The organism is Paraburkholderia sp. HP33-1 (assembly GCF_021390595.1).
GTDB lineage: Bacteria > Pseudomonadota > Gammaproteobacteria > Burkholderiales > Burkholderiaceae > Paraburkholderia.
The window spans coordinates 1,142,380-1,164,082 of record NZ_JAJEJR010000002.1 but is presented as its reverse complement, the minus strand read 5'-3'; the positions used below and the strand labels follow the sequence as shown (position 1 = coordinate 1,164,082).

General features: G+C 65.0%; 22 protein-coding genes. 7 read left to right on the top strand and 15 right to left on the bottom strand.

The genetic code is table 11. The features are described 5' to 3' along the window. Window positions 1–12 precede the first annotated feature (12 nt). Window positions 13–1,134: a porin gene (locus tag L0U81_RS21285; RefSeq protein WP_233805487.1), complete on the bottom strand. Its 1,122-nt coding sequence runs from the start codon at window positions 1,132–1,134 to the stop codon at window positions 13–15. A 127-nt stretch (window positions 1,135–1,261) separates the two neighbouring features. Between L0U81_RS21285 and L0U81_RS21280 the strand changes: the two genes are divergently transcribed. Both L0U81_RS21280 and L0U81_RS21275 read left to right on the top strand, forming a co-directional pair. Further along, window positions 1,262–2,521: an AAA family ATPase gene (locus L0U81_RS21280; protein ID WP_233805486.1), complete on the top strand. Its 1,260-nt coding sequence runs from the start codon at window positions 1,262–1,264 to the stop codon at window positions 2,519–2,521. Between the two features lie 40 nt (window positions 2,522–2,561). Beyond that, window positions 2,562–4,325 (top strand): cobaltochelatase CobT-related protein, encoded by a 1,764-nt coding sequence (locus tag L0U81_RS21275; RefSeq protein WP_233805485.1) that lies wholly within the window; start codon window positions 2,562–2,564, stop codon window positions 4,323–4,325. A 24-nt stretch (window positions 4,326–4,349) separates the two neighbouring features. Here the strand turns inward: L0U81_RS21275 and L0U81_RS21270 are convergent, their stop codons facing one another. Then, entirely contained in the window at window positions 4,350–5,027 is a 678-nt protein-coding gene (locus L0U81_RS21270; protein WP_233805484.1) for a MarC family protein, read from the bottom strand. Between the two features lie 277 nt (window positions 5,028–5,304). Between L0U81_RS21270 and L0U81_RS21265 the strand changes: the two genes are divergently transcribed. The 3 genes from L0U81_RS21265 to L0U81_RS21255 all read left to right on the top strand — a co-directional run bounded on the left by L0U81_RS21265 (window position 5,305) and on the right by L0U81_RS21255 (window position 7,749). After that, entirely contained in the window at window positions 5,305–5,520 is a 216-nt protein-coding gene (locus L0U81_RS21265; RefSeq protein WP_233805483.1) for a DUF3311 domain-containing protein, read from the top strand. Beyond that, window positions 5,517–6,992 carry a sodium:solute symporter family protein gene (locus L0U81_RS21260; protein WP_233805482.1) on the top strand — a complete coding sequence of 492 codons (1,476 nt, stop codon included), beginning with the start codon at window positions 5,517–5,519 and terminating at the stop codon, window positions 6,990–6,992. Before L0U81_RS21265 ends, L0U81_RS21260 begins: the two co-directional genes overlap by 4 nt. A gap of 106 nt (window positions 6,993–7,098) precedes the next feature. After that, window positions 7,099–7,749 carry a glutathione S-transferase family protein gene (locus tag L0U81_RS21255; RefSeq protein ID WP_233805481.1) on the top strand — a complete coding sequence of 217 codons (651 nt, stop codon included), beginning with the start codon at window positions 7,099–7,101 and terminating at the stop codon, window positions 7,747–7,749. A 13-nt stretch (window positions 7,750–7,762) separates the two neighbouring features. On the opposite strand, the gene L0U81_RS21250 is transcribed toward L0U81_RS21255, so the two are convergent. Next, window positions 7,763–8,944, bottom strand: a complete 1,182-nt coding sequence (locus tag L0U81_RS21250) for a GGDEF domain-containing protein (RefSeq protein ID WP_233805480.1) — start codon at window positions 8,942–8,944, stop codon at window positions 7,763–7,765. Continuing rightward, complete coding sequence (locus L0U81_RS21245) at window positions 8,901–9,683, bottom strand: hypothetical protein (RefSeq protein ID WP_233805479.1); 783 nt, start codon at window positions 9,681–9,683, stop codon at window positions 8,901–8,903. Before L0U81_RS21245 ends, L0U81_RS21250 begins: the two co-directional genes overlap by 44 nt. A 456-nt stretch (window positions 9,684–10,139) precedes the next feature. On the opposite strand from L0U81_RS21245, the gene L0U81_RS21240 reads away from it, so the two are divergent. After that, window positions 10,140–11,207, top strand: a complete 1,068-nt coding sequence (locus L0U81_RS21240) for an FUSC family protein (RefSeq protein ID WP_233805478.1) — start codon at window positions 10,140–10,142, stop codon at window positions 11,205–11,207. Between the two features lie 22 nt (window positions 11,208–11,229). Here the strand turns inward: L0U81_RS21240 and L0U81_RS21235 are convergent, their stop codons facing one another. The 5 genes from L0U81_RS21235 to L0U81_RS21215 all read right to left on the bottom strand — a co-directional run bounded on the left by L0U81_RS21235 (window position 11,230) and on the right by L0U81_RS21215 (window position 15,632). Beyond that, on the bottom strand, window positions 11,230–11,628 hold the full coding sequence (locus tag L0U81_RS21235) for a cupredoxin domain-containing protein (RefSeq protein WP_233805477.1): 399 nt from the start codon (window positions 11,626–11,628) through the stop codon (window positions 11,230–11,232). A gap of 36 nt (window positions 11,629–11,664) precedes the next feature. Then, window positions 11,665–12,609, bottom strand: a complete 945-nt coding sequence (locus tag L0U81_RS21230; RefSeq protein ID WP_233805476.1) for a metallophosphoesterase family protein — start codon at window positions 12,607–12,609, stop codon at window positions 11,665–11,667. Between the two features lie 184 nt (window positions 12,610–12,793). Then, window positions 12,794–13,735, bottom strand: a complete 942-nt coding sequence (locus L0U81_RS21225; protein WP_233805475.1) for an aldo/keto reductase — start codon at window positions 13,733–13,735, stop codon at window positions 12,794–12,796. Between the two features lie 46 nt (window positions 13,736–13,781). Next, window positions 13,782–14,396, bottom strand: a complete 615-nt coding sequence (locus L0U81_RS21220; RefSeq protein WP_233805474.1) for an HAD-IA family hydrolase — start codon at window positions 14,394–14,396, stop codon at window positions 13,782–13,784. A 60-nt stretch (window positions 14,397–14,456) separates the two neighbouring features. After that, window positions 14,457–15,632, bottom strand: a complete 1,176-nt coding sequence (locus L0U81_RS21215; RefSeq protein ID WP_233805473.1) for an epoxide hydrolase family protein — start codon at window positions 15,630–15,632, stop codon at window positions 14,457–14,459. Window positions 15,633–15,750: 118 nt separating this feature from the next. On the opposite strand from L0U81_RS21215, the gene surE reads away from it, so the two are divergent. Next, window positions 15,751–16,530, top strand: a complete 780-nt coding sequence (gene surE, locus L0U81_RS21210; protein ID WP_233805472.1) for a 5'/3'-nucleotidase SurE — start codon at window positions 15,751–15,753, stop codon at window positions 16,528–16,530. Between the two features lie 6 nt (window positions 16,531–16,536). Here surE and L0U81_RS21205 read toward each other — a convergent pair whose 3' ends face one another. The 6 genes from L0U81_RS21205 to L0U81_RS21180 all read right to left on the bottom strand — a co-directional run bounded on the left by L0U81_RS21205 (window position 16,537) and on the right by L0U81_RS21180 (window position 21,703). Then, window positions 16,537–17,346, bottom strand: a complete 810-nt coding sequence (locus L0U81_RS21205) for a DUF4148 domain-containing protein (protein ID WP_233805471.1) — start codon at window positions 17,344–17,346, stop codon at window positions 16,537–16,539. Between the two features lie 322 nt (window positions 17,347–17,668). Continuing rightward, window positions 17,669–18,085: a DUF4279 domain-containing protein gene (locus tag L0U81_RS21200; RefSeq protein ID WP_233805470.1), complete on the bottom strand. Its 417-nt coding sequence runs from the start codon at window positions 18,083–18,085 to the stop codon at window positions 17,669–17,671. A gap of 14 nt (window positions 18,086–18,099) precedes the next feature. Next, entirely contained in the window at window positions 18,100–18,831 is a 732-nt protein-coding gene (locus L0U81_RS21195; protein ID WP_233805469.1) for a hypothetical protein, read from the bottom strand. Between the two features lie 243 nt (window positions 18,832–19,074). Beyond that, window positions 19,075–19,710: a carbonic anhydrase gene (locus L0U81_RS21190; RefSeq protein WP_233805468.1), complete on the bottom strand. Its 636-nt coding sequence runs from the start codon at window positions 19,708–19,710 to the stop codon at window positions 19,075–19,077. A 317-nt stretch (window positions 19,711–20,027) separates the two neighbouring features. Beyond that, entirely contained in the window at window positions 20,028–20,303 is a 276-nt protein-coding gene (locus L0U81_RS21185) for a DUF1488 domain-containing protein (protein ID WP_008923225.1), read from the bottom strand. Between the two features lie 218 nt (window positions 20,304–20,521). Then, a complete protein-coding gene (locus L0U81_RS21180) occupies window positions 20,522–21,703 on the bottom strand; it encodes an alpha/beta hydrolase family protein (protein WP_233805467.1) in 1,182 nt (393 codons plus the stop codon).

Here is a 21,703-nt window from a genome sequence, read left to right as displayed (position 1 = left end):
CGCGACGCCTCGTCAGAACTGATGCATCATCCCGACATAAGCGCCAGTCTGCGATTGGCCAACCAGGGGATTGGTACTGCTCGTCGAATCGCGCGGCGCGGCCTCGAGTGAGAAGTTCGAGTTGCTGCCGTTGCGCACGTAGCCGAGCGTGCCGTACAGGAAGGTGCGCTTCGACAGGTTGTAGGTCGTGCCGAGCACGTACATCATCGCGTGACCGGACGGGTCGTGCGCGGCGTCGCCGGTTCCTTCGCCGACGTGAATGTAGTAGCCGCCCGCAGTCACTGCCCAGCGCGATTGCGGGCCGTACGTGACGCCGAGCCAATAGTGATCGGCAGTATCGGCGACACCGGCCGGCGAATCGGGCGCCGAGTAATGCGTGTACGCGCCCTGCACCTTGAATTCGTGCACACGCAGATTCGCGCCCACGAAATATTCGCGCGACGCCTGGAAGATATTGCTGAAGCGGCCGTTGTTGTCGCGTAGCTCGTCGTAGATGCCGCGCATGTCGAAGAGCGGCGAATGATAGCTGAGCATGATGCCGTCCGAGCGGCCGAACTCACCCGGCGCACCGCTGTTGAACGCCCCCGCCTGATTGCCGAACGCGTATTGCCCCTGGATGTCGAAGCCCGCGAACACCGGGCTATGGTATTCGACGTTGTTGCTCGTCTGCTGCCAGTTACGCCCACGCACGAGCGACGCCGACGCAAACGCCTGCTGCACGAACGGATCGAATTCCCACACGCCATCGCTATCGATAAACAGATTGCGCCCGGCCTGCAATGTGCCCCACTGCTGACTGCGCAAACCGACGAACGCGCGCCGCGACCATAAACGTCCGCCGCTCGTCGTGCCGTCCATGATCTGCAAACCGGTTTCGAGGTTGAAGATCGCATTGAGTCCGCCGCCGAGATCCTCGCTGCCTTTGAGGCCGAACATGCTGGTGCCCCAGTTGCCGCCTTCGGCGCGCCAACGGCTCGAACTACCGCCCTCGCCGTTGTCGATGTGATTCAGATATTCGAGGCCACCGTCGAGCCGGCCGTACATGGTCACGCTGGTCTGCGCGTGAGCGCTCGAAACTGCTGCTATTGCGCCCGTCAGGGCGAGCGCCGCGCGTGCTTTTGCCGATGCTTTCATCTCTGTGTCGTAGGTCCGTCGGTCGCGATACATGGAAGATCGAAAGCTGCCCAAGATAAGATAGTCGGCAATCCGGTTTCAGCCAAATCGAAACGCATCCGCCGATTCGACATTTCTCTTCTTTGCCATGAGCACGCCCGACCTGATCGAACCCGAAGACGGAAACAAGGATGACAATCTCGGCCTCTATCGGCGCGCGACACAGGACGGCGCCGAATGGTGGCGCGTGAGTGTCGGCGACCGGCCCGAAACCTATCGCCTCGAACATGGCGCCGACGATCATGAGAAGGGCGCGGGCACGGTGGATATCGATCTGGTCGTCGATGAGGAGAATCTGCGCGCGAAGCTGAAGAAGTGGCGTCGCGAGGGCTTCGCGATCGAACGCAACGCTGCCGGCGAGACCGCTGCGCCCACGCGCATCGCGTTCATGCCGGAGCTGCAGCGGGCGTCGGCGCGCATGCTCGCGGCGAAGCTGCGCGATGCCGCTGGCCATGCACCGCACGATGCTACGACGGACAGCGTACGCATCGGCAATGTCGACGTCCGTTGCGGCGCCGCGCATCCGCTCGTGCCGCGCGTGAATCCCGCGTATCTGTTCCCGGCGCGCTTCAACGATATCGTCACGGACATCGTCGAGAATCGCCGCGTGATGTTGATCGGTCACACGGGCGCCGGCAAGACGAGTCTGATCGAACAGGTTGCCGCGCGCTCGCAACATGGTGTATTGCGCTCGAACATGAACGGCCAGACCACGGTGGGCGATTTCGTCGGCTTCTGGACCGTTAAGGGCGGCGAGACATTGTGGGTCGATGGCGTGCTGCCGACGGCGATGCGCGAAGGCTTGTGGCTGATCGTCGATGAAATCGATTTCGCCGAACCGTCGATTCTTGCCGCATTGACCGCCGTGCTCGAGCCGCAGGGCCGTCTGGTGTTGAAGGAGAAAGGCAACGAGATCGTCGCGCCGCATCCGGCGTTCCGGCTGTTCGCGACCGCCAACGCGGTCGGCGCGATGAGCCAGTTTCGTCATCTGTATCAGGGCGCGAATCTGATGAACGAGGCGTTTCTTGATCGCTGGCGCGTGTATCTGCTCGACTATCTGTTGCCCACCGAAGAAACCGATGTGCTGATCCGCACGCTCGCGCCGCATATGACACGCCCGCTCGCCACCACGCTCGCGGCGATCGCCGCCGACTGCCGCGCCGCGTTCGCGCGCGAGGACCTGTCGAGCGCTTTCTCGACGCGCCGTCTGCTCGACTGGGCCGAGCTGATGCTGCGCACGGGCGACCCCGAACGCGCGGCGGGACCGGCGATCTACGCGAAGGTGAGCCCCGAGGACGCCGCGCTGATTCGCGGCATCATCCGTCATCACATCGCGCCGGCCGCCTGAGCAGACAAGCTGAACGAGAAACTCACGCCCCCACCCAGCGATGACCGCACGCCACCCCGCTCAGCTGCAACGCGACACACAAGGCTTCGCGTTCGAATCGACGCTTGGCAAGGTCGCGCGCGTGCTGACCGGGCAATATGGCGTGACGGTCGTGTTCAGTCCCGACGGTCCGCGCGTCGAGCCGGGCCGCATCGTGATTCCCGATTACGAGGCGAACGGCGGCGTCGAACGCGATGTGCTGATCGGCTATCTGGACCTGCTGGTCGCGCGAGCGAAGCATGCATCGCTCGCACAACTCGATGCGCTGCCCGCGGGCGTCACCGCGAAGCTCGCGCAGGTGATCGACGATCGACGTGTGTGCGCGCAATTGCTCGACGAATACCCGGGCGCGCGCTGGTTCATCGGCAAGCTGCGCGCGCATGCGGCCGAGCGTGTGAGCCAGCGCTGGCCGAAGCTGCATTGGCGCGACCGGCTCGCGTGGCTCGTCGAACGCGCGCTATGGGACGAGCCGCCCACGCGTACCGAAGCGAGTCATTCTCTGCTTGCCGCGTTGCATGCCGCGCAGGACCTGTTGCACGAGGCGCGCGCAAGCGGTTCGACCGCGCGCAGCATCGCTGTGGCGCGAGATCTGGTGGCGCGCGTGCCGTCCCTATCGGCGGGCGACGCGAACAACATGATCCTCACTGCCGGTCCGGCTGAAGACATCGACACTGAAACGGCCGCATCGGCGGACTCGTTCGGCGACGACGGCACGGTGCCGCCCGATCTCGACAGCGCAGCGCACCCGCCCGGCTCATCGGAGCACGGCGCCGCCCGATCCGACGACGCGGTCGGCATGGGTCAAACGCTCGCCGATACCGCAGCCGCTTCGACACGCGACGCAAGCGCTACGGACACGCCGGCCGCACAGCCCGCGCGCATGCTGCTCTCGATCCCCCTCGCCACCGAATTCGACGTGATCGCCGATCTCACCGGCCAGGGTGACAGCGCCGCGTGGCGCACGTTGCGCGCACAGGCGCGCGCGGACACCGCGCCGCTGAAGGACAAGCTCGAACGCGCGCTGTGCGCCGATGAACGCATCCGCTGGCGCCGCGAGCAGGAACGCGGCGAGATCGACCGCACCGCGCTCGCGAGGCTCGCGACGTCGCCCGGGTATCGCACGCCGTTTCGCACGCAGCGCCCAGCGAAGGGACGCGACGTCGCGGTTACGTTGCTGATCGACCGCAGCGGCTCGATGGCCGGCCGCAAGATCGAGCTCGCACGGCTCTGCGCGAGCGCGCTGTGCGATGCGCTGACGCAGCTCTCGTTCGATTGCGAAGTACTCGGCTACTGCTCGCTCGAATCCGCGCCGATGAAGCGGCTCCATGAGCGGCAGCGCGCGGCCGGCGTGGATTTGCGGCGCTACAACCGCTTCGTCGAGCGGCTCGATCTGAAGGTGTACAAGCGCTTCGGCGCGACCGACCTGAGCGGCATCGCCGAAATCGACTGCGGGCACGAGAACCCGGACGGCGAAGCGCTCGCCTGGGCCGCGACGCGCCTTGCCGATCATCCGGCCGCGCGCCGCATCCTGATGGTGTTTTCCGACGGCTATCCGTCGACCGGCGACGGCGATCCGCAGGTGTTGCGCAGCGACCTGCGCGAACGCGTCGCGGCGATCGCCAAGCGCGGCATCGAACTGGTGGGGATCGGCGTGCTGACCGATGCGGTCGAGGACTTCTATCCGCGCAACATCGTGGTGAGCCGCCTCAACGAACTGCCGTCGACCGTGTTTTCGGTGCTCAGTTCGATGCTGCTCACGCGTTGAGGACGCGATGAGGACGATCCGCCGCTAGCCCGCGGACGGCCGCATCGTCGCAATCGGAATCAGGAATTCCGACACGCCCGTCAGGATGATCTGCACGCCGATGCACAGCAGCAGGAACGCCGACACCCGCAATGCGACCTTGGTACCTTCGACGCCGAGGTAGCGCGCCAGAACGGCCGCGCGACTGTAGATCAGATAGACGCAGACGGCCACCGCGAACGTGATCGCGACCGACGCAATGCTCGAGATCACGAATGCCGACAGCTTGTGCGTGCGATTCGCGGAGAGCGCGATCGCGGTCGCAATCGAGCCAGGCCCGGTGGTCAGCGGCACGGTCAGCGGAAAGAACGCGCGCGACTTCGCGGTTTCGGCATCGACGCGCTTGACTTCGGTCTGCTCGGCCGCCGGCGTCTCGGGCGCATTGAGCATCTGCCAGCCCCCCACGGCGAGCGCGAGCCCACCGCCGATGCGCAGCGCCTCCATCGAGATGCCGAAGAACCGCAGGATCGGTGTGCCGATAAAGAACGCCACCAGCAGCACGCAGGCGGCATAGATCGCGATCTTGCGCGCGAGCACCTGGCGCTCGTCGCTGGTCAACGGCGCGGTCCGGTCCAGAAAAACGAACGCGCCGCCGAACGGATTGATGATGCTGATCAAGCCGATAAAGCCAAACATGATGTCCGAGATCAGACTTGCGAGCATGTGCGTGTCCGTGTGCGCGGTCCGGAAAGTGCTGCAATGCTCGCAGATGATATCGCGGCGCGCCAGTCACGCCGCAAAAAAACCGTCCGGCATCCTGCGCTCCCCGGCGCATCCCGCCTTGCGGTGCAGCAATCCAGACCGGAACGATGCGCCTGCAACGGTCGAAAATCTCACATTTATTTTGACCCACTTTACGGCAGCGAAGTATCCGGCATACAGTCGTCGGCGAAGCCGGAATTTCAACGACAGAGACCTACTGGTTCGAGGAGATACCCACATGCTGCTTCGTGTCCTTGCCGCGCTGCCGTTCATCGGCATCCTGGTCGGCGTATCGTTTGTCAATCGGGTCGAGCCGCTGGTGCTCGGCATGCCGTTCGTGCTGGCCTGGATCGTCATGTGGGTGGTGTTGAGCGCGATCATCATGGCGATCGTCTATCACCTCGATCCGTCCAACCGGCGCGTCGCCGCCGATGGCGAGGAGGTTCGCCCATGAGCGCACTCGTCATCATTGCCGCCGTCACGCTGTTCGCGCTGTTCCTCGGCGTGCGCGCAAAGCGCGGCCACGACATGAGCCTCGAGCAGTGGAGCGTGGGGGGCCGCAGCTTTGGCACCGCGTTCGTGTTCCTGCTGATGGCCGGCGAAATCTATACGACCTTCACGTTCCTCGGCGGCAGCGGTTTCGCTTATGGCAAGGGCGCGCCGGTCTACTACATCCTCGCGTACGGCACGCTCGCGTACATCCTGTCGTACTGGATGCTGCCGCCGATCTGGCGCTACGCGAAGACGCACCGCCTCGTGTCGCAGCCGCACTTCTTCGCGCGCAAATACGAGAGCCCGGCGCTCGGCACGCTGGTCGCGCTGGTCGGCGTGACCGCGCTGATTCCGTATCTGGTGCTGCAACTGAAGGGCCTCGGCATCATCGTCGCGACCGCGTCGTATGGCGCGATTTCGTCGACGGCGGCGATCTGGATCGGCGCGATCGTTGTCACCTCTTACGTGATCGTGTCGGGCGTGCGCGGCTCCGCGTGGAATTCGGTGGTCAAAGATCTGCTGATCCTCGCGATCGTGCTGTTCCTCGGCATCTATATGCCGCTGCACTACTACGGCGGCTTCGGCGAGATGTTCCGCGCGATCGACGCCGCCCGTCCCGGCTTCCTGACCTTCCCGGCGCGCGGCTCGAGCGTCGTGTGGTTCCAGTCGACCGTACTCCTGACGGCGCTCGGCTTCTTCATGTGGCCGCATACGTTCGGCTCGATCTTCACGGCAAAGGACGAGCGCATCTTCCGCCGCAATGCCGCGATCCTGCCGCTCTATCAGCTGATCCTGCTGTTCGTGTTCTTCGTGGGCTTCGCGGCCACGCTGCGCGTGCCGGGTCTGAAGGGCGCCGACATCGACCTGTCGCTGTTCCGCCTGTCGCTGCAGACGTTCGATCCGTGGTTCGTCGGCGTGATCGGCGCGGCCGGTATCCTGACCGCGCTGGTGCCGGGCTCGATGATCCTGATCTCGGCTTCTACACTGCTCGCCAACGACGTCTATCGCGGCCTGGTGAACCGCAACGCGTCGGATGCGTCGGTCGCGATCGTCGCGCGTGTCCTCGTGCCGATCGTGGCGCTGGTCGCGGTCACCTTCACGCTGAACGGCGGCGAAACCATCGTCGCGCTGCTGCTGATGGGCTACAGCTTCGTCACGCAACTGTTCCCGGCCATGATCTGCAGCCTGTTCCCGCACAATCGCGCGACTAAGCAAGGCGCGTTCTGCGGCATCCTCGCGGGTGTCGCCGTGGTCGCGCTGAGCAACACGCTGCACTGGAGCGTCGGCCAGCTCATGCCATTCCTGCCCGATGCGCTGAAGGACGTCAACATCGGCCTCCTCGCGCTCGCGGTGAACGTGATCGTGTTCGTCACCGTCAGCGCTGTGACGCAGCCGAGTCCGGCCGAACAGGAGAAGCCTGCGTCGGCACATTGACGGGGTTGACTAGCGGATCACAAGGGGCTGTCCGCTTCGGCGGCAGCCCCTTATTCTTTCTGTTCGCGGCTCGCCCGCTCTCCCATCGATCCACGGAGCCCCCGACATGTCCTACGTTCTCTACTACTCGCCAGGCGCGGCCAGCATGCCCGTGCACTGGATGCTGCTCGAAATGGGCGTACCGTTCGAAGCGCGCCTCGTCGATATCGACACGGGCCAGCAACGCGACCCCGAGTATCTGCGCCTGAATCCGGCCGGGCGCGTGCCGACGCTGGTCGTCGACGGCGTGCCGCGGCATGAATCGGCCGCGCTGTTGATGCTGCTCGCCGAGCGCCATGCCGACGCCGGCCTCGCGCCCGCGCCGGGGTCGGCCGCACGCGCGGAATGGTTCGAATGGATGATCTACCTGGCGAACACGCTGCTGCCCGCCATGCGCGACTGGTTCTACGCCGGCAGCGACGGCGACGCAGCCGGCGCCGAGGCGGTGCGCGCGCTCGCGCGGCGCCGCATCGAAGAAGCGTGCGCGCGCCTCGACACGCATTTCGCCGGCGGCCACGCCTACCTCGCGGGCGACCAGATCAGCACCGCCGATATGCTCGCGCTCGTGCTGATGCGCTGGACGCGCAACATGCCGCGCCCGGCAACCGCGGGCTGGCCGCATCTCGCGACCTATATCCGCAGGCTGCGTGCGCTGCCGTCGTATCTCGCGGTCAATGAGCGCGAGAAGCTGACGGAGTGGCGCAACGAGGATCAGTGATGTTCTTGCAGGTTCACAACGCCGCCTCCCTGCCCGTCTGCGCCGCGAACGCAAAGCCGTTCTTGCCGCCGCGCTTGACCTGATACATCGCGGCGTCGGCGGCGGCGACCAGCCGGCGGTGATCGTCGACGTCGTCGGGATAGCTCGCGATGCCCACGCTCGCGCGCACGCAGCCGATCCCCATCTGCGCGTCGGTGTCGACCACGCAGGCGATCAACCGCCGCGCGATCTCGGCCAACTCCTCATCGCCCGCGAAGGTGCGCACCAGCACCGCGAACTCGTCGCCGCCGATACGCGCGACCAGATCGCCTCTGCGCACCGACGCGCGAAACCGCGCGGACACCGCGGCGAGAAATTCGTCGCCGGTGCGATGCCCAAACGAATCGTTGACGTGCTTGAAGCCGTCGAGATCGATATAGAGCACGGCGAGGCGTTGCTCGACTACCGCGGTCCGCGCGCTCTTCGCGGCGGCCTCGAGCGCGGCCAGCAGCTTGCGGCGGTTCGACAGGCCGGTCAGCGAATCGTGCAGTGACGCGTGCTCGAACTCGTGCGACTGCCCCGCGAGCTGCAGGTTGCGCTTCGCGTACATGCCGAGCGCCGTGATCAGCATGCAGAACAGCAGCGCGGCGAGCGCGATCAGCGTGCGCGCGACGTGCGCGACGCGCAGCCGCACATCGGCGCTCGACGCGTCGCGTTGCGCGCGCCAGTACGCGGTCACGCTGCCGAGCACCGTTGCGACCGCTTCGGGTGTCACCTGCGTCGTGGACATCGGCGCAATGGGTGGCGCTGGCGACGGACTCGCGTTGACGAGCGCCACGAGCGACGCGAAGCGCCGCGAGAATTCGGCGCGCGCCGCGTCATAGGCCGGCACGAACGCCGCGTCGCGACTCGCCGGGGTATCGGCCATCCGCTGCCACACGGCCAGTTGTTCGCGCGCACTGTCGACGCGCTCGGCCGCTTCGAGCACGAGGCCCGCGTACTCCTGCTTCAATTGATCGGAAAAAACCGTGCGGATCTGCATCGCGACATAGAGCAGGCCGAACAGCAGAAACAACAGCGCCGCCACGGCGATGCTCGTCGGCCCCGGCCGCAAGTGCGGCACCCGCACGCGCGCGGTGCCGCGCAGCCCAGCTTGCCCGGCGATCGCGCTCTCAGGGATGGGAGTACGTATCTTGTTGCTGCCGACCGTTCTCATGTTGACGATAGCTCACGCGTCGAAAGAACTGCCCGATCCGCGCAAACAGACTGTCCTCGTGCTTCGACGCCGCGCGCCGGTCCTGCTGCGCGAGCCGCGTATCCTTCGCGCCATGAGCGGCTGCGGGCTGCGCGTTGGACGCGGCGGCACGTGCGGCGTGCTTCGTGGAGCGCGGGGGTGGCCTGGGAACGATGGGCGCCGCGGGCGGGTCCGCCGGCGGATCGAGCGAAGCGTCGGGCGGCGTATCGGCCAGCGTGGGAGAGAGGCTCGGGTCAGGCGAACTCGGGTGGATCTGACCGGACCAGACGGTCGGGTTGGCGTCCCTGAAGCCACCGGCCCCACCGGTCGCTTCGAGCGCGACGTCAGGCGCAGTGGGCTGCGTGGCAGCCGGTGCGGGTGACTGAGCTGCCAACTGAACTGCCGACTGAGCGGCGGGCTGGTCCGGCGCGTGCGCGACGGCGACCGTCGGCACCGCGCGCGATGCCGGTGAACCGAGCGCCTCGCGCGCACCTGCGATGGCCTCCGCATACGTCTGCTGATCCTCGTTGAACCAGACCCCGTACGCGACGGTGCCCATCACGCCGAAGGTGAGCGCGCCCGCGGCCGCGAGGCACAACGCGAGGCGGCCGAAGCGCGGCGGCGGTGCGCCCGATTCGTCCGGGCCGTCGTGATCGAGGCCGGAGTACCGGCCGTCCGCTGCGGATTGACGCGAGTCGGTATCGTCGGGATCGGTAGCCATCGCAATACGCTCCGGGTACATGCCACTTCCGGCTGACAAACTGGCGAGCTGACGCGCTCACTAGCGAGCCGGCAAACGGCGCGCGCAGACTTCGTCTGCACGCACTGCTCGATGAATGTAATCCTGTCGCGAACGGCCGACAACACACCGGCGTTGCGTTTCCGCCGCGTCTCTATCGCGCCTTGAACGACTCCTCCAGGTGTCGCATCAGCCGGCAAAAAACGTGCAAATCTGACAAAAGCTGCAACCAGCTTGCAGCCCGACAGACGACCGTGCGCCGGTCGCGGGCCGCTCCGCTTGATGCGACGGGGGTTCTGCGAAACGCGCCGGCGCGCTCGCCGTCTTGCACGCAACAACCAGGCCTGGCGGCTGGCTCGCGTAATGGTAAGGTCACGTGCGCACGGGTCACGAACGCGCGCCGTGCCGGGCCCAACTTCACCGGTCAGCATAAAAATCATGTCCAACCTGTATCAGCACAAGCCACTCACGCCTTTTCGCCGGGCGCTTGCGCGCTTTTCCCTTTCGGAAACCGCCAAATACGCGAAGCTGACGCTCGGCCTGTGGATCGGTTTCGGCCTTCCGTACCTGCTCGGCTTCCCCGACGCGGCCGTGCCGCTTGCCGGCTCGACGATGCTGACGCTGGCGCTCGGAAGCTCGATTTCGGCGGCTCGAAGCTACTTCTACAAGCGGGTATTGTCGAACGTGGTGGCCATGCCGATCGCCACGCTGCTGATCTGGCTGACCGCGCCCGATTTATGGCTCGGCGCGACGCTGCTGCCGGTTGTGATCTTCAGCATCGTCGCGCTGCGGCCGTCGCTGTTCCAGATGACCAGCATCACGGTGCCGATCACGCTCGTGCTCTATACCGGTGAACATATTCCGCTGCTCGAACTGCGCCTGATCGGTGTGGTGCTCGGCATGTTCCTCGGCTTCATGATCCAGCAGATCGCGTTTCCGCCGGATCACGGCTACTGGGCGAACACGCTCGTCAACGACGGCAACGAACAGGCCACCGATGTTGTCTCTCAACTGGCCACGGGTCAGCTCGATAGAGCGCAGATCAAACCGGCGGCATCGAAGCTGCGCGCGCTGAGCACGAACCTGAAGCAGGCCCACCAACTCCTGAAGACCGATCTCGAGCAGGCATGGGTGTCGCCGCATCTGAAGCGCAACGCGGCGCGGCTGCCGGTGTTCGCGTCCTATCAGGAGACCTTCGATTCGCTGGTCAACTTTCTCGAAACGATGGACACGTTTCACGACCAGTTCTCCGCGCTCGACGCCGGGTGGCGCGAAGCGTTTCACGCGCGGCTCGCGAGGCTCGCGGACGCGCACCGGCAACTGGCCGAGGCAGCGGACCTGCGTGTCGAGCGCCCGCCCCTCGCCGCGCCGCCGCTGCAGATGGAGGACCTGCGCCAGCTGACCGAGGACCTGCCCGCGTCCAACGTGTTTGCGAGCGTGTACCTCGGGCATCTGACCGGCTATGGGATTCTGCTGTGCAAGTTGAGTCAGATGCATACCGCGTGAGCGGCGCGGGTCGTTGCACCGCTCATTGCACCGTAATAGTCGCCCTCATGTTCGGATGAATGCCGCAAAAGATCTTGTACACCCCGGGTTTATCGAACTTGTACTGAAAGGTGTCGTTCTCATCGAGCGCGGCCGAGCGGAACAGGCCCGCGTCGTTGACCACGGTGTGCGGCTCGCCGTCCATATTTTTCCATGTGACCGTCGTGCCCGCCTTGATGGTCAGCTCCGTCGGCACGAACGCGAAGTTCTTCATGACCATCGCGTTTGGGGCCAACGCGACGGTCTCTTTCTGCGCCTTCATGGGCATCTGCATCTGCATCGGCATCGTCGTTTGCGCGAGGCCGGGCTCGGCCGTCGCGGCCAGAATCGCGAGACTGGCGGGCAGAATCATGAGCGCGCGGCCCATCCTGTTCGTGAGCATGACTGATCTCCTCAAGCGTTAAACAGGCGCGTGCCATCAGGCGAGCGTCGTGTCATTGAGCGTCGCCTTCAGCGGATTGCGCGCAATGCTGACGCTCGTCACGCCGAGCATCTTCGGCAGTTGGTCGCTCGCGACCTTCAGCGGACCCGGGCCGTCGCCGATGCCGGCGGTCGGCTGCGGATAGGCGGTCGAGCGCGCAGTGTGGAACGTCACGTTGCCCTCGACCTTCGTGACGATCTGATGAATGTGACCGTTCAGCACCGTTACCGAACCGAAGCGCTGCAGATAACTCATCGCCTGTCCCGCGTCGCCGGTGCCCCAGCCCCACGGCTCGTAGATCGTCCACATCGGCATGTGCGCGAACACGACGACCGGGGTGCTCGACGAGCGCCCCTTCAGATCGTTTTCGAGCCACTCGAGCTGCTCGTCGCCGAGTCCGCCGAGGCCGTTCGGCTTGAAATGCATCACGTTGACGAGGGCGACGAAATGCACGCCCTGGTGATCGAAGCTGTAATAGCCTCGGTTATCCGACTGCTTGCCGAAGCGGCTGAAGTACTCGGCGCCGGGGCCGTCGGTGACGTCATGCTCCCCGGGCACCGTGTGCAGCTCGGTGATCTTCAGGCCCGACATCAGTTGTGCGGCGAGATCGAACTCCGAGGGTTTCGACAGATGCGTGATGTCGCCGGTGTGAATCGCGAGCGGCGGCCTCGCCGGCATCGCATTGACGTATTCGATCGTCTGTTTCAGCGTGCCCGCGACGTCGGGATTCGCTTCCTTGTTGAAGCCGATATGCGTGTCGCTGATCTGCAGGAAAAGCGGCACGCCGTCCATGGGCCGCGCGGTGCTCGTGTCGGCCGCGAGCGCAAGCTCGACCGGCGTCAGCACGCCGCCGGACAGCATGAACACGGTGCCGAGGCCACCGTACGCAAGACACTTCAGCGCGTCGCGGCGCGCCGGATCGAATGAATGGTGTGACGACATGATGACCTCACAATAAGGATTCGCTGAACCGAATCGGGTTCGTGAGGCATGACTGGCGTGTTGTGGGTTTTATTCCCGCGTCGTGCGCAGATTGTGGGGAGCGGTACGTGTATGCGGATCGAAAGCAGAAAGTAATCGCCGCGCCGGATTGCTCACGGGATTGCGCACTGATTGGCGGACTACCTCAGCCGCTTACCGCCGCGATGATCCGCGCGCGCATCGCTTGATCGGGCAGCGGTCCCGATCCCGCGCGAACGTTGTCCGCCATGTATTGCGGCCGCCCGGTGCCGGGAATCACGACCGTCACCGCCGGCTGCGCGAGCACGAACTTCAACAGAATCTGTGCCCAGTTCGTGCAGCCGATTTCCGCGGCCCATGCCGGCAACGGCGTCTTCATCACGCGCGCAATCAGACCGCCGCCGCCGAACGGCTGATTGATCACGACGCCGATGCCGAGATCGGCCGCCAGCGGTAGGATGCGCTGCTCCGCCGCGCGATCGTCGGCGGCGTAGTTGATCTGCACGAAATCGGGCTTCTCGCTGCGCATCACTGCGGCCACTTCATCAAATGCGCTCGACGTGTAATGCGTGATGCCGAGATAGCGAATCCGGCCTTGCGCTTTCCAGTCGCGCAACGTCGCGAGTTGCGTACGCCAGTCGAGCAGATTGTGAATCTGCATCAGATCGACACGCGGCTGCTGAAAGCGCCGCAGCGATTCCTCCATCTGCGCGATGCCGGCTTCACGTCCCTCGGTCCATACCTTGGTCGCGACGAAGGCCTTGCGATGCGCGTCGAGCTGCGTGAGCAGCGTGCCCGCGACCGCTTCCGACGAGCCGTACATCGGTGAAGAATCGATCACCGAGCCGCCGGCTTCGAACAGGATGCGCAGCACGTCGGCGAGTTGCGCACGCGCGGCGGGATCGTCGCCGACGTCGAACGTGCGCCACGTGCCGCAGCCGATCACCGGCAGCGCTTCGCCGGTGGACGGGATCGCGCGGTGGCTCATGCGAGGTAAGGCGGTACCGGTTTGCGCGGCGGTGAAGCGCGACAATGCCAGCGAAGCCGGCAACCCGAGCGCCGCGCGCAGAAAACGGCGGCGGTGATCGCGGTTCGACGCAAGAGTCATAACGTGAGGTGCCCTCCCACTCGCAGTTCGATGGACGTCGTAACGGCTAGAGCACACCCCGCCGCGCGAGTTCAGCCGACAAGCCCGCCGCGTCGACGAACCGGTAGCCCTGCAACCCAGCTGCGCGCGCGCCGTCCACGTTGGCCTGGGTGTCGTCGATGAATAGCGTGTCGGCGGCGGCCGCGCCGAGGCGTTCGACGCAGCGCAAATAGGTTTGCGCGGCAGGCTTGGCCGCCCCAAACGCCGCCGACGAATAGACGTGCGGCCCGAACAACCGGGCAACGGGCGGATTCAGATAACCGATGTGATCGGTCAGCAGGTGGCAGTTGTTAGTCAGTATCGCGATGCGGCAGCGCTGCGCCGCGCGGGACGCCAGCGCGAGCGCTGGAGCGTTCGGTGTAATCGACGCGAGCCGCGCGTCGAGCCATTCGGCGCGGCTCACCGGATAATTCAGCAGTGCGCCCAGCTCACGCAGATACTCGTCGTCACTGATTTCGCCGCTGTCGGCGCGCGCCTCGAGTCCTGAGCCCCAGATCGCATCACGCACGGTCTGCGCCGAGCAGCCCGTAATCGCCGCGAGCCGCTCGGCGCGCGCAGCGCGATCGTAGTGCGACAGGACACCTTCCAGGTCGAACAGTAGCAGCGTGACGGGTTCGCTCATGCTGTCGGTCTCGCGTGTTGAAGTTTGAGCGCATCCGAGATGCGCCCCAGCGCAGCGCGCCTAGCGCATTGCGCTGCGCAACGGCCTGAAGAACTTTCGAATCTCGGCCGCCAGCAACGCGGGCTTTTCCATCGCCGCGAAATGCCCGCCGCCTTGCATTTCACTCCACTGCACGACGTTGAAGGTTCTTTCGAGCCAGCTGCGCGGCGGATGATTGATCTCCTTCGGAAACAACGCGAAGCCGAGTGGCGTGTCGATACGCTGGCCGTCGGGGAAACGGATCGGCTGCAGGCGGTTCTCCCAATACATCTGCATCGCCGGGCCGATGCACTGCGTGAACCAGTACAGCGAAATATTGGTCAGCAAGTCGTCTTTCGAGAACACGCTTTCCACCTCGCCGCCGCAATCGCTCCACGCACGAAACTTCTCGCCGATCCACGCGGCGAGTCCCATCGGCGAGTCGTTCAACGACGCGGCCACGGTCAGCGGCTTCGTGGTGTGCAGATGCGCGTAACCGCCTTCGAGCGCGAACCAGTCGTTCTTCTCGCGCAGATAGTCCTGCTCGGCCGGCGTCAGCGGCTCTTGCGCCGCGCCGATCGCGGGCTCGTAGGAAGTCGGCAGGAAGTTCAGATGAATGCCATCGACCGCCCGCGGATGCCGCGCGGCCAGCGCGATCGACACGCCCGCGCCGAGATCGCCGCCCTGCGCGCCGAAGCGCTCGTAGCCGAGCCGCCGCATCAGCGACACCCACAGGTCCGCCACCTGGAACGAAGACGTGCCGGCCCGCGCGGGCGCCGGCGAAAACGCGAAGCCCGGCAGCGACGGCGTGACGACATCGAACGCATCGGCGGGATCGGCGCCGAACGCGGCCGGATCGCACAGCTGATCGAGCAGCGCGTGAAACTCGAAGAACGAACCGGGCCAGCCGTGCGTGATCACGAGCGGATAAGCCTTGAAGCCGGGCGCGACGCTTGCCGCGCGCCGATGCGCGAAGTGCACGGTCTGCCCGTTCACGTCGGCGAGAAATTGCGGCAACTGGTTCAGCCTGCGTTCGGCCGCGCGCCAGTCGAAATGCCCGGCCCAATACGTCGCGAGTTCGCGCAGCCATGCCGGGTCGGCGCCCTGCTGCCATGCCGGTGAGGACGTCGCGGGCGCCCAGCGGGTGGCGCGGATGCGGAAGCGTAGATCGTCGATGTCCTGATCGGAGATCGCAATCTCGAACGGGTCAATCTGCATGGAGGGTCGTCCTGCATCGGTCGGCGGTTTTTCCTCATCGTACCCGCCTCGGACGAAAGCCGGATAATAGGCGTCCCTTCCGCACGATTCATTCACCGACCCACAGGAGATTGACACGATGTCCGCTTATGAAACCAAGGTGCCGCGAGTGCTGCTGACGAACGACGACGGTATCGACGCGCCCGGCCTCGCGGTGCTCGAAGCCGTCGCCGCCGAGCTCGCGCACGAAGTCTGGGTGGTCGCGCCCGAGCACGACCAAAGCGGTACGTCGCATTCGATCAGCCTGCATTCGCCGCTGCGCGTGAGCCGCCAGGGTGAGCGCCGTTTCGGCGTGACCGGCACGCCCGGCGATTGCGTCGTGATGGGGGTGCGTCATCTGATGCGCGAGGCGCCGCCGTCGCTCGTGCTGTCCGGCGTCAATCGCGGCGGCAACCTCGGCATCGAAACGATGTTCTCGGGCACGGTCGGCGCGGCGATGACGGGTCTGCTGCTCGGGCTGCCGTCGTTCGCGCTGAGTCAGGTGTTCAGCGATCGTGAGCGCGTGCGCTGGGACACCGCGCGCACGCTCGCACCCGGCGTGATCCGTCGGTTGCTCGCAATCGAGCAGGCGGCGCCGACCTGTCTGAACATCAACTTCCCCGACGTCGACGCAGCCGACGCCGGTCCGATGACGCCGACACGCCAGGGTGTCGGGCTCGTCAAGGACATCGAGGTGCTACCGGAAGTCGACCCGCGCGGCTTCGCGTATCACTGGCTGCGCTTCGAGCGCGGCCCGCGCGCGAACGATGCCGACAGCGAAACGGCGGTGATCGCGGCAGGTCGCGTGTCGGTCACGCCGCTCGCCTTCGATCGCACCGACGAAGCCAGCTTCGCGCGGCTCGCCGCGTCGTTGCGTTAAAGGTTGTCAGGGACGCGGTCCCATCGGCTCGGGATTGCCGAACGCCGGTAGCGTACCGTTCTCACGCGCGCGTTCGAGTTCGGCGCGTACCTCGGCGCGGGTCTTGGGAGCGTCGCTGGCGATTGCCTGGGTCTCGGCTTGCGTGGTCAGTCCCGCGCGCGGTATCGACGCGGGTGACTCGACGCCTTGCGGCCATGGCCGCACCTCTGGCGCAACGCTTGCTGTCTTCTTCGCGGACCGGTCGGCAGTCGAACTGCTCCTGTGGCTGCCGCCCCGCGCATGATTCGTGCCCGAAGTCGTCGCAGAGCTTTGTGCTGAGTGCGGCTTCTTCGTGCTGCCGGACGCACCTCGCGCATGCCCGCCATGCGCAGCGCGGCCAGGGTGTGCGTGCTCGGGGTTGGTCGCCGACGATGTCTGCGTCCGGTTCGAATTCACCGCAGGCTGCCACGGCGTGTTCGTCTGCTGCAACTGGTTCGTCTGCTGCCGCTGGCTCGTCTGTTGCTGGTTCGTCTGCCGCGCGTACTGTAGCGCCGCGATGGCCAGAGCGTCGCCCGCCTGTGCTCCAATTGACGAGGTTGGCTGGGCCCGCAACGCCTCCACGTCGTCGCGCAGCGCTCTGCGGCGCATAGCCTGTGTGCTCGCTGCTGCGTCGGTGCGGCCTTCAATCTGCCCCGCCACCGCGCCCGTCGCGCTGACGCCACGCTCGCCGTCCGCGGCGAGGCTCGCATTCTGGCCGGACGACCAGTCGTTATCGAGCTGCGACACATAGGCCCCAATCGTCACCGCGCCAAAGACGAGGCCCGTCAACACGATCATTCTCGGTTCGCTATACACAGCACGCTCTCCCTTCCAACAGATCGACTGACGAAGCGGACGCACGCGCAACCGATCGACCTACCTGTCAAAGTGTGAGCTATCCCGATGACAGTGTTTTCCTTTTAGACCTGACTACCGAGGAATCGGCGGATCTGGTCGGGGATGTGTCCGAAATCGACGGGCATTCTTCTGTTTTAAACGGCGCAAACGCGGGTTAGACGAGTGGCGGCGGTGGGTTGAAGCTATGCCGCGTCGGCTCGCGCACAAAAACAAACGCGGCGCACCGGGGGTTACGGTGTGCCGCGTTATTGCGTGGGACGCGCTATCGGTACTCGTCGATGTCGATAGCGCCGCCTATCGCTTCCATCATTGCGCGAATATCGTCGGGAATATCAGGTATGCGGTTGCCGGCTTCATTGTCCCAAAAGCACCAGAAGCGGGCCGTCACCCCTTCACGCGCTAGCGTCTCCCGGAGATCCGCTCGTGTGAGATTGAGTCGCCCGATGAGAAATCGCAGGTGGGGTTCGAGCGCGTCGCTGACAACGAACCCCTTGCTGCCGAAGCCCCATAGCCCCACGCGGCCCGGCGTTCGGCTTACTCGCCCGGACGGCGTGGCGAACGGTTGGCCCTTGACAATGGCAACGTCGGGCTTCACTTCGAAAAACCTGGTCCAGAAGGCGGGATCGACGGAATCGCCCATTACGTGAAACGTGGCGTACGTCAGTTGTTGTTCAGACATTGATGATGATCCCATCAGTCAGCCCAATCATGGAAATTGGCAACGAAGTTTCCCTGGAAGTAGACATCACCGTTGTCATGCCAAATAACATTGTCCGCGGGGCCCAAGCCGTTGGCCGGCTTGAATTCATGCAACATCCGGCCAAACGTTTTCTGGTCGTACCCTAGCATCTTCGCGGCGTACTTCGGATTGATCGTGCTAGCCGCCAGTTGATCAACGTCACCACTCGGCACGTCGGATGTGTACTCGAACGGCTGACCATCGCTGAGTGGAGTCGTCGGCTGAACAGAAGTGGCACCTGCCGAGACGGCTTGCCTGGTTGTCCCAACGCCTGCCGGTTCATGCTGTATCGGCGAATCCGCGCTTTTCGCCGCCCGGCTTCGCTTTGCCCTTTCCTCTTCGAGATACCATTTGACCTCCCAATGCGGTGGAACGAAAACCAGCCTGCGGCTCCGAAGTTGCCGGTGAATCTCGCTAGCCACCTCGTGGTCACTCATCATGTTGATCCGCAGCCGACGATCGTTGACGCGCCCCAACAACCCTCGCAGGTTGCTCATATCCGCGTCACTCGAGGTCCATGACCCGGGTGTCGCCCACTTTACAAACTCCTCATGGGCGACGTTCAACGCTAGCTCAATTTCTTCGTATTCCTCTCGCGTGAGTTTCTTGATCGCGCTGTGCCACCGGAGGGCTGCGGAAAATCCCGACGCCTCCTTTATGTACATAATGTTCCGGCTAAAAAACATCAGGACTCCGCCACCTTAACCCTTGCCCGCGAAGCCCGCATCCTAGCAGCTCATCAGCTGCCCATGAGCCCGCCTGAATCAATCTTTACAAACATTTGACATCACTTAGGAATACTCTTTGCCAGCGCCCAAAAACGAACGCGGCGCACCAGAAAATCCAATGCGCCGCGTTCGACATAGGCAAGCCTTTTACCAGGTCGCTGCGTCAGCTTCTCAAATCAAAGACTTGCTCAAACCACCGCTTCAACCCGCATAAACTTCCGGATTATCCACGAGCGGCAAGAACTTGCCGCTCTTGCCATCCAGCGCGAGCATCTCGCCGCTTTCAATATTGAAGATCCACCCATGCAGCCGCAGCGTCTTGTTCACGAGCCCGACCGCCACCGACGGATGTGTGCGGATATTGCTGAGCTGTGCGATCACGTTGTCCTTGACCAGTGCCTCCAGACGCTCCGCATCCGAGCAGTAGTGGCGCGACGCATTGATCGCCTTCGCCGCATCCGCGTGGCGCAGCCAGCTCGCGACCGCCGGCATGTGTTCGAGATTCGTGCAGGACGAGATCGCCGTCATCGCACCGCAGTTCGAATGGCCGCAGATCACGATGTTGCTCACGCCGAGCACCGCTATCGCATATTCGACGGTTGCCGACACGCCGCCCGGCTCCGGGCCGTACGACGGCACGATGTTGCCCGCGTTGCGGATCACGAACAGTGAGCCCGGCTCGGTCTGGGTCAGCAGCTCCGGCACCACGCGGCTGTCAGAACAGGTCACGAACAGCGTGCTGGGATTCTGCGCGGTCGACAAACGCTTGAAGAGCGCGCTTTGCTGTGGAAAGACCTCGCGTTGAAAGCGGATCAATCCTTCGATGATTTCCTGCACGATATTCTCCAGAGAATCGTAGAGACGGATTTTTAAATTGCCGCGACTATACCGCAGCCCTTCAATCGTCGCGCGAATCACCGTGCTAATCGTCGTGCGCGCCTGCGGCGAATTGCCAGCAAAATCATGACGTGCTTGCACGCGCCACAAAAAAACCGGCTGCCGGCAGCCGGGTCCAACTCTCTCGCTCACGCACCGCAAGCGCTGCGTGCATCACCACTGTAGCCGCGCCGGCGTCGCGGATACAGACGCCGCAATGGAAGAGTCCTTTCCAACGCGGCCGCAATTGCCTGAACCGATGCAATCAGGCAGGCCGTTCAATCGAAGTCGCGCGTTTCGAGCTCCACGGACCGCCCCCCGTTTCGTTCCAGCACCCGCCGCGTCGCATTTTCAATGCGCGCGCGATTCGCCTCGAACGCTCCCACCAGATCATGAGCCGACGGGGCGCCGTTGCCGAGGCTGCCATTGCCGAAGTGGTCATTGAGCGCGTCGAGCGACACGCTGCACCATACGTCCTTCCCGTCCACATTGGCCTCGTAGGCGACGCGCGCAGCAGCCACGACTTCCCGGCGTCCGGTGAATTCGATTCTCATAATCGACCTCCATGTGTCAAAGGGAAACTGGATACACAATGGTCGTGCCCAAACCAGCCGGTTTGCCGGTTGCTCAGGCACGAGCACGCATTCTCCGCGAGGTGCATACTCCTGCCGGGCCGCCCCACGCGGCCGCGCCGACGCGTCGCAGCAAGGCCTCCTCCTGGCCGCCGACGCACTCAACATATCGATACTACGCTTTTCGCGTCACGCAGCCGTCACTGTTCGCGCCGGCCCGCCGGCATCGTCGCTGCGAAGAAATCACGTACCTGGGCGGCGGTTCGCGCATGAATCGCGGCGCGGTCAACACCCGGGCCGTCCTTGCAAACCGGCGCGAGACGCTCCATCACCTCGGGCTCGCACACATCCATGAACGTATAGTGCGACGCGCCCGGCACGATCGTCACCGTCGCCTGGGGTATGAAGCCCGCGACGCGGTGAATATTGGTGTTGACGGGCGCAGTCGTGTCGGCCTCGCCCGCGAGCAGCGCGACCGGAATCGTCACTTCCTTGAAAGATGAACTGTTGAACGCCTCACCGAGCGCGGGCGCGATCGCGAACGCGGCCTTGATACGCGGATCGCGATACGAGTCGCCCGAACGCGCGCGCGACGCCTGCGTTTCCACCGATAACCCCGCAACCGTCAGCGCCGGCGCACCCGGCGCGTGCGCGAGATTGGCGGCTTCCGGCGGCGAGCAGATCGCATCGGCTTCGGGCGACGTGCAGAAGTGCTCGAACGCGGCCAAATCGGTACGCGCGCCCGCGAGTTCGAGCACCGTGTAGCCGCCGAGCGAAAAGCCCAGCGCGCCGATCCGCGTGGTGTCGACGCGCGGACCGAAATGCGGGTCCGCAAGCATGCCGTCGAGCACTTCGCTGACATCTGTGGCGCGCTCCCACCAGAGGATGAAACCGTCGCGCGTGCGCGGCTCCAGGGCGTTGTTGCCCGGATGATTGACGCCAGCGACGATATAGCCCTGCGCGGCCAGCGACGCCGCGAGCCAGTCGAGACTGGCCGCGCTGCCGCCGGTGCCGTGCGACAGCAGCAGCAATGGGTATTTGGGCTGCGCGGCCGACAGCGGCGCATCGTCGGCGGCAGCGTGGCCGAGAAAGATCGGATGGCCCGGCGCGCCGATATCGTGAGGTGTCTGAGGCTGCGTCGCGTCGGCCGGATACCAGATGCTCGTGATCAGCGCCTGGGTTTGCGCGCCGCGCCAGTTGCGGGCCGCGGCGGGATGAAACACGCGGCGCGTTTCGCCGACGTGCCAATCGGCGGGGGCGGATTGAGCGACAGCCGGCGTCGGCAACGCAGTCCATAGCGCGCCGCACAGCGCCCCCGATAACGCTACCGACAGCGACACCAACATCGCGCTCGACAGCGCGGCACAGCCTCGACGCATCAT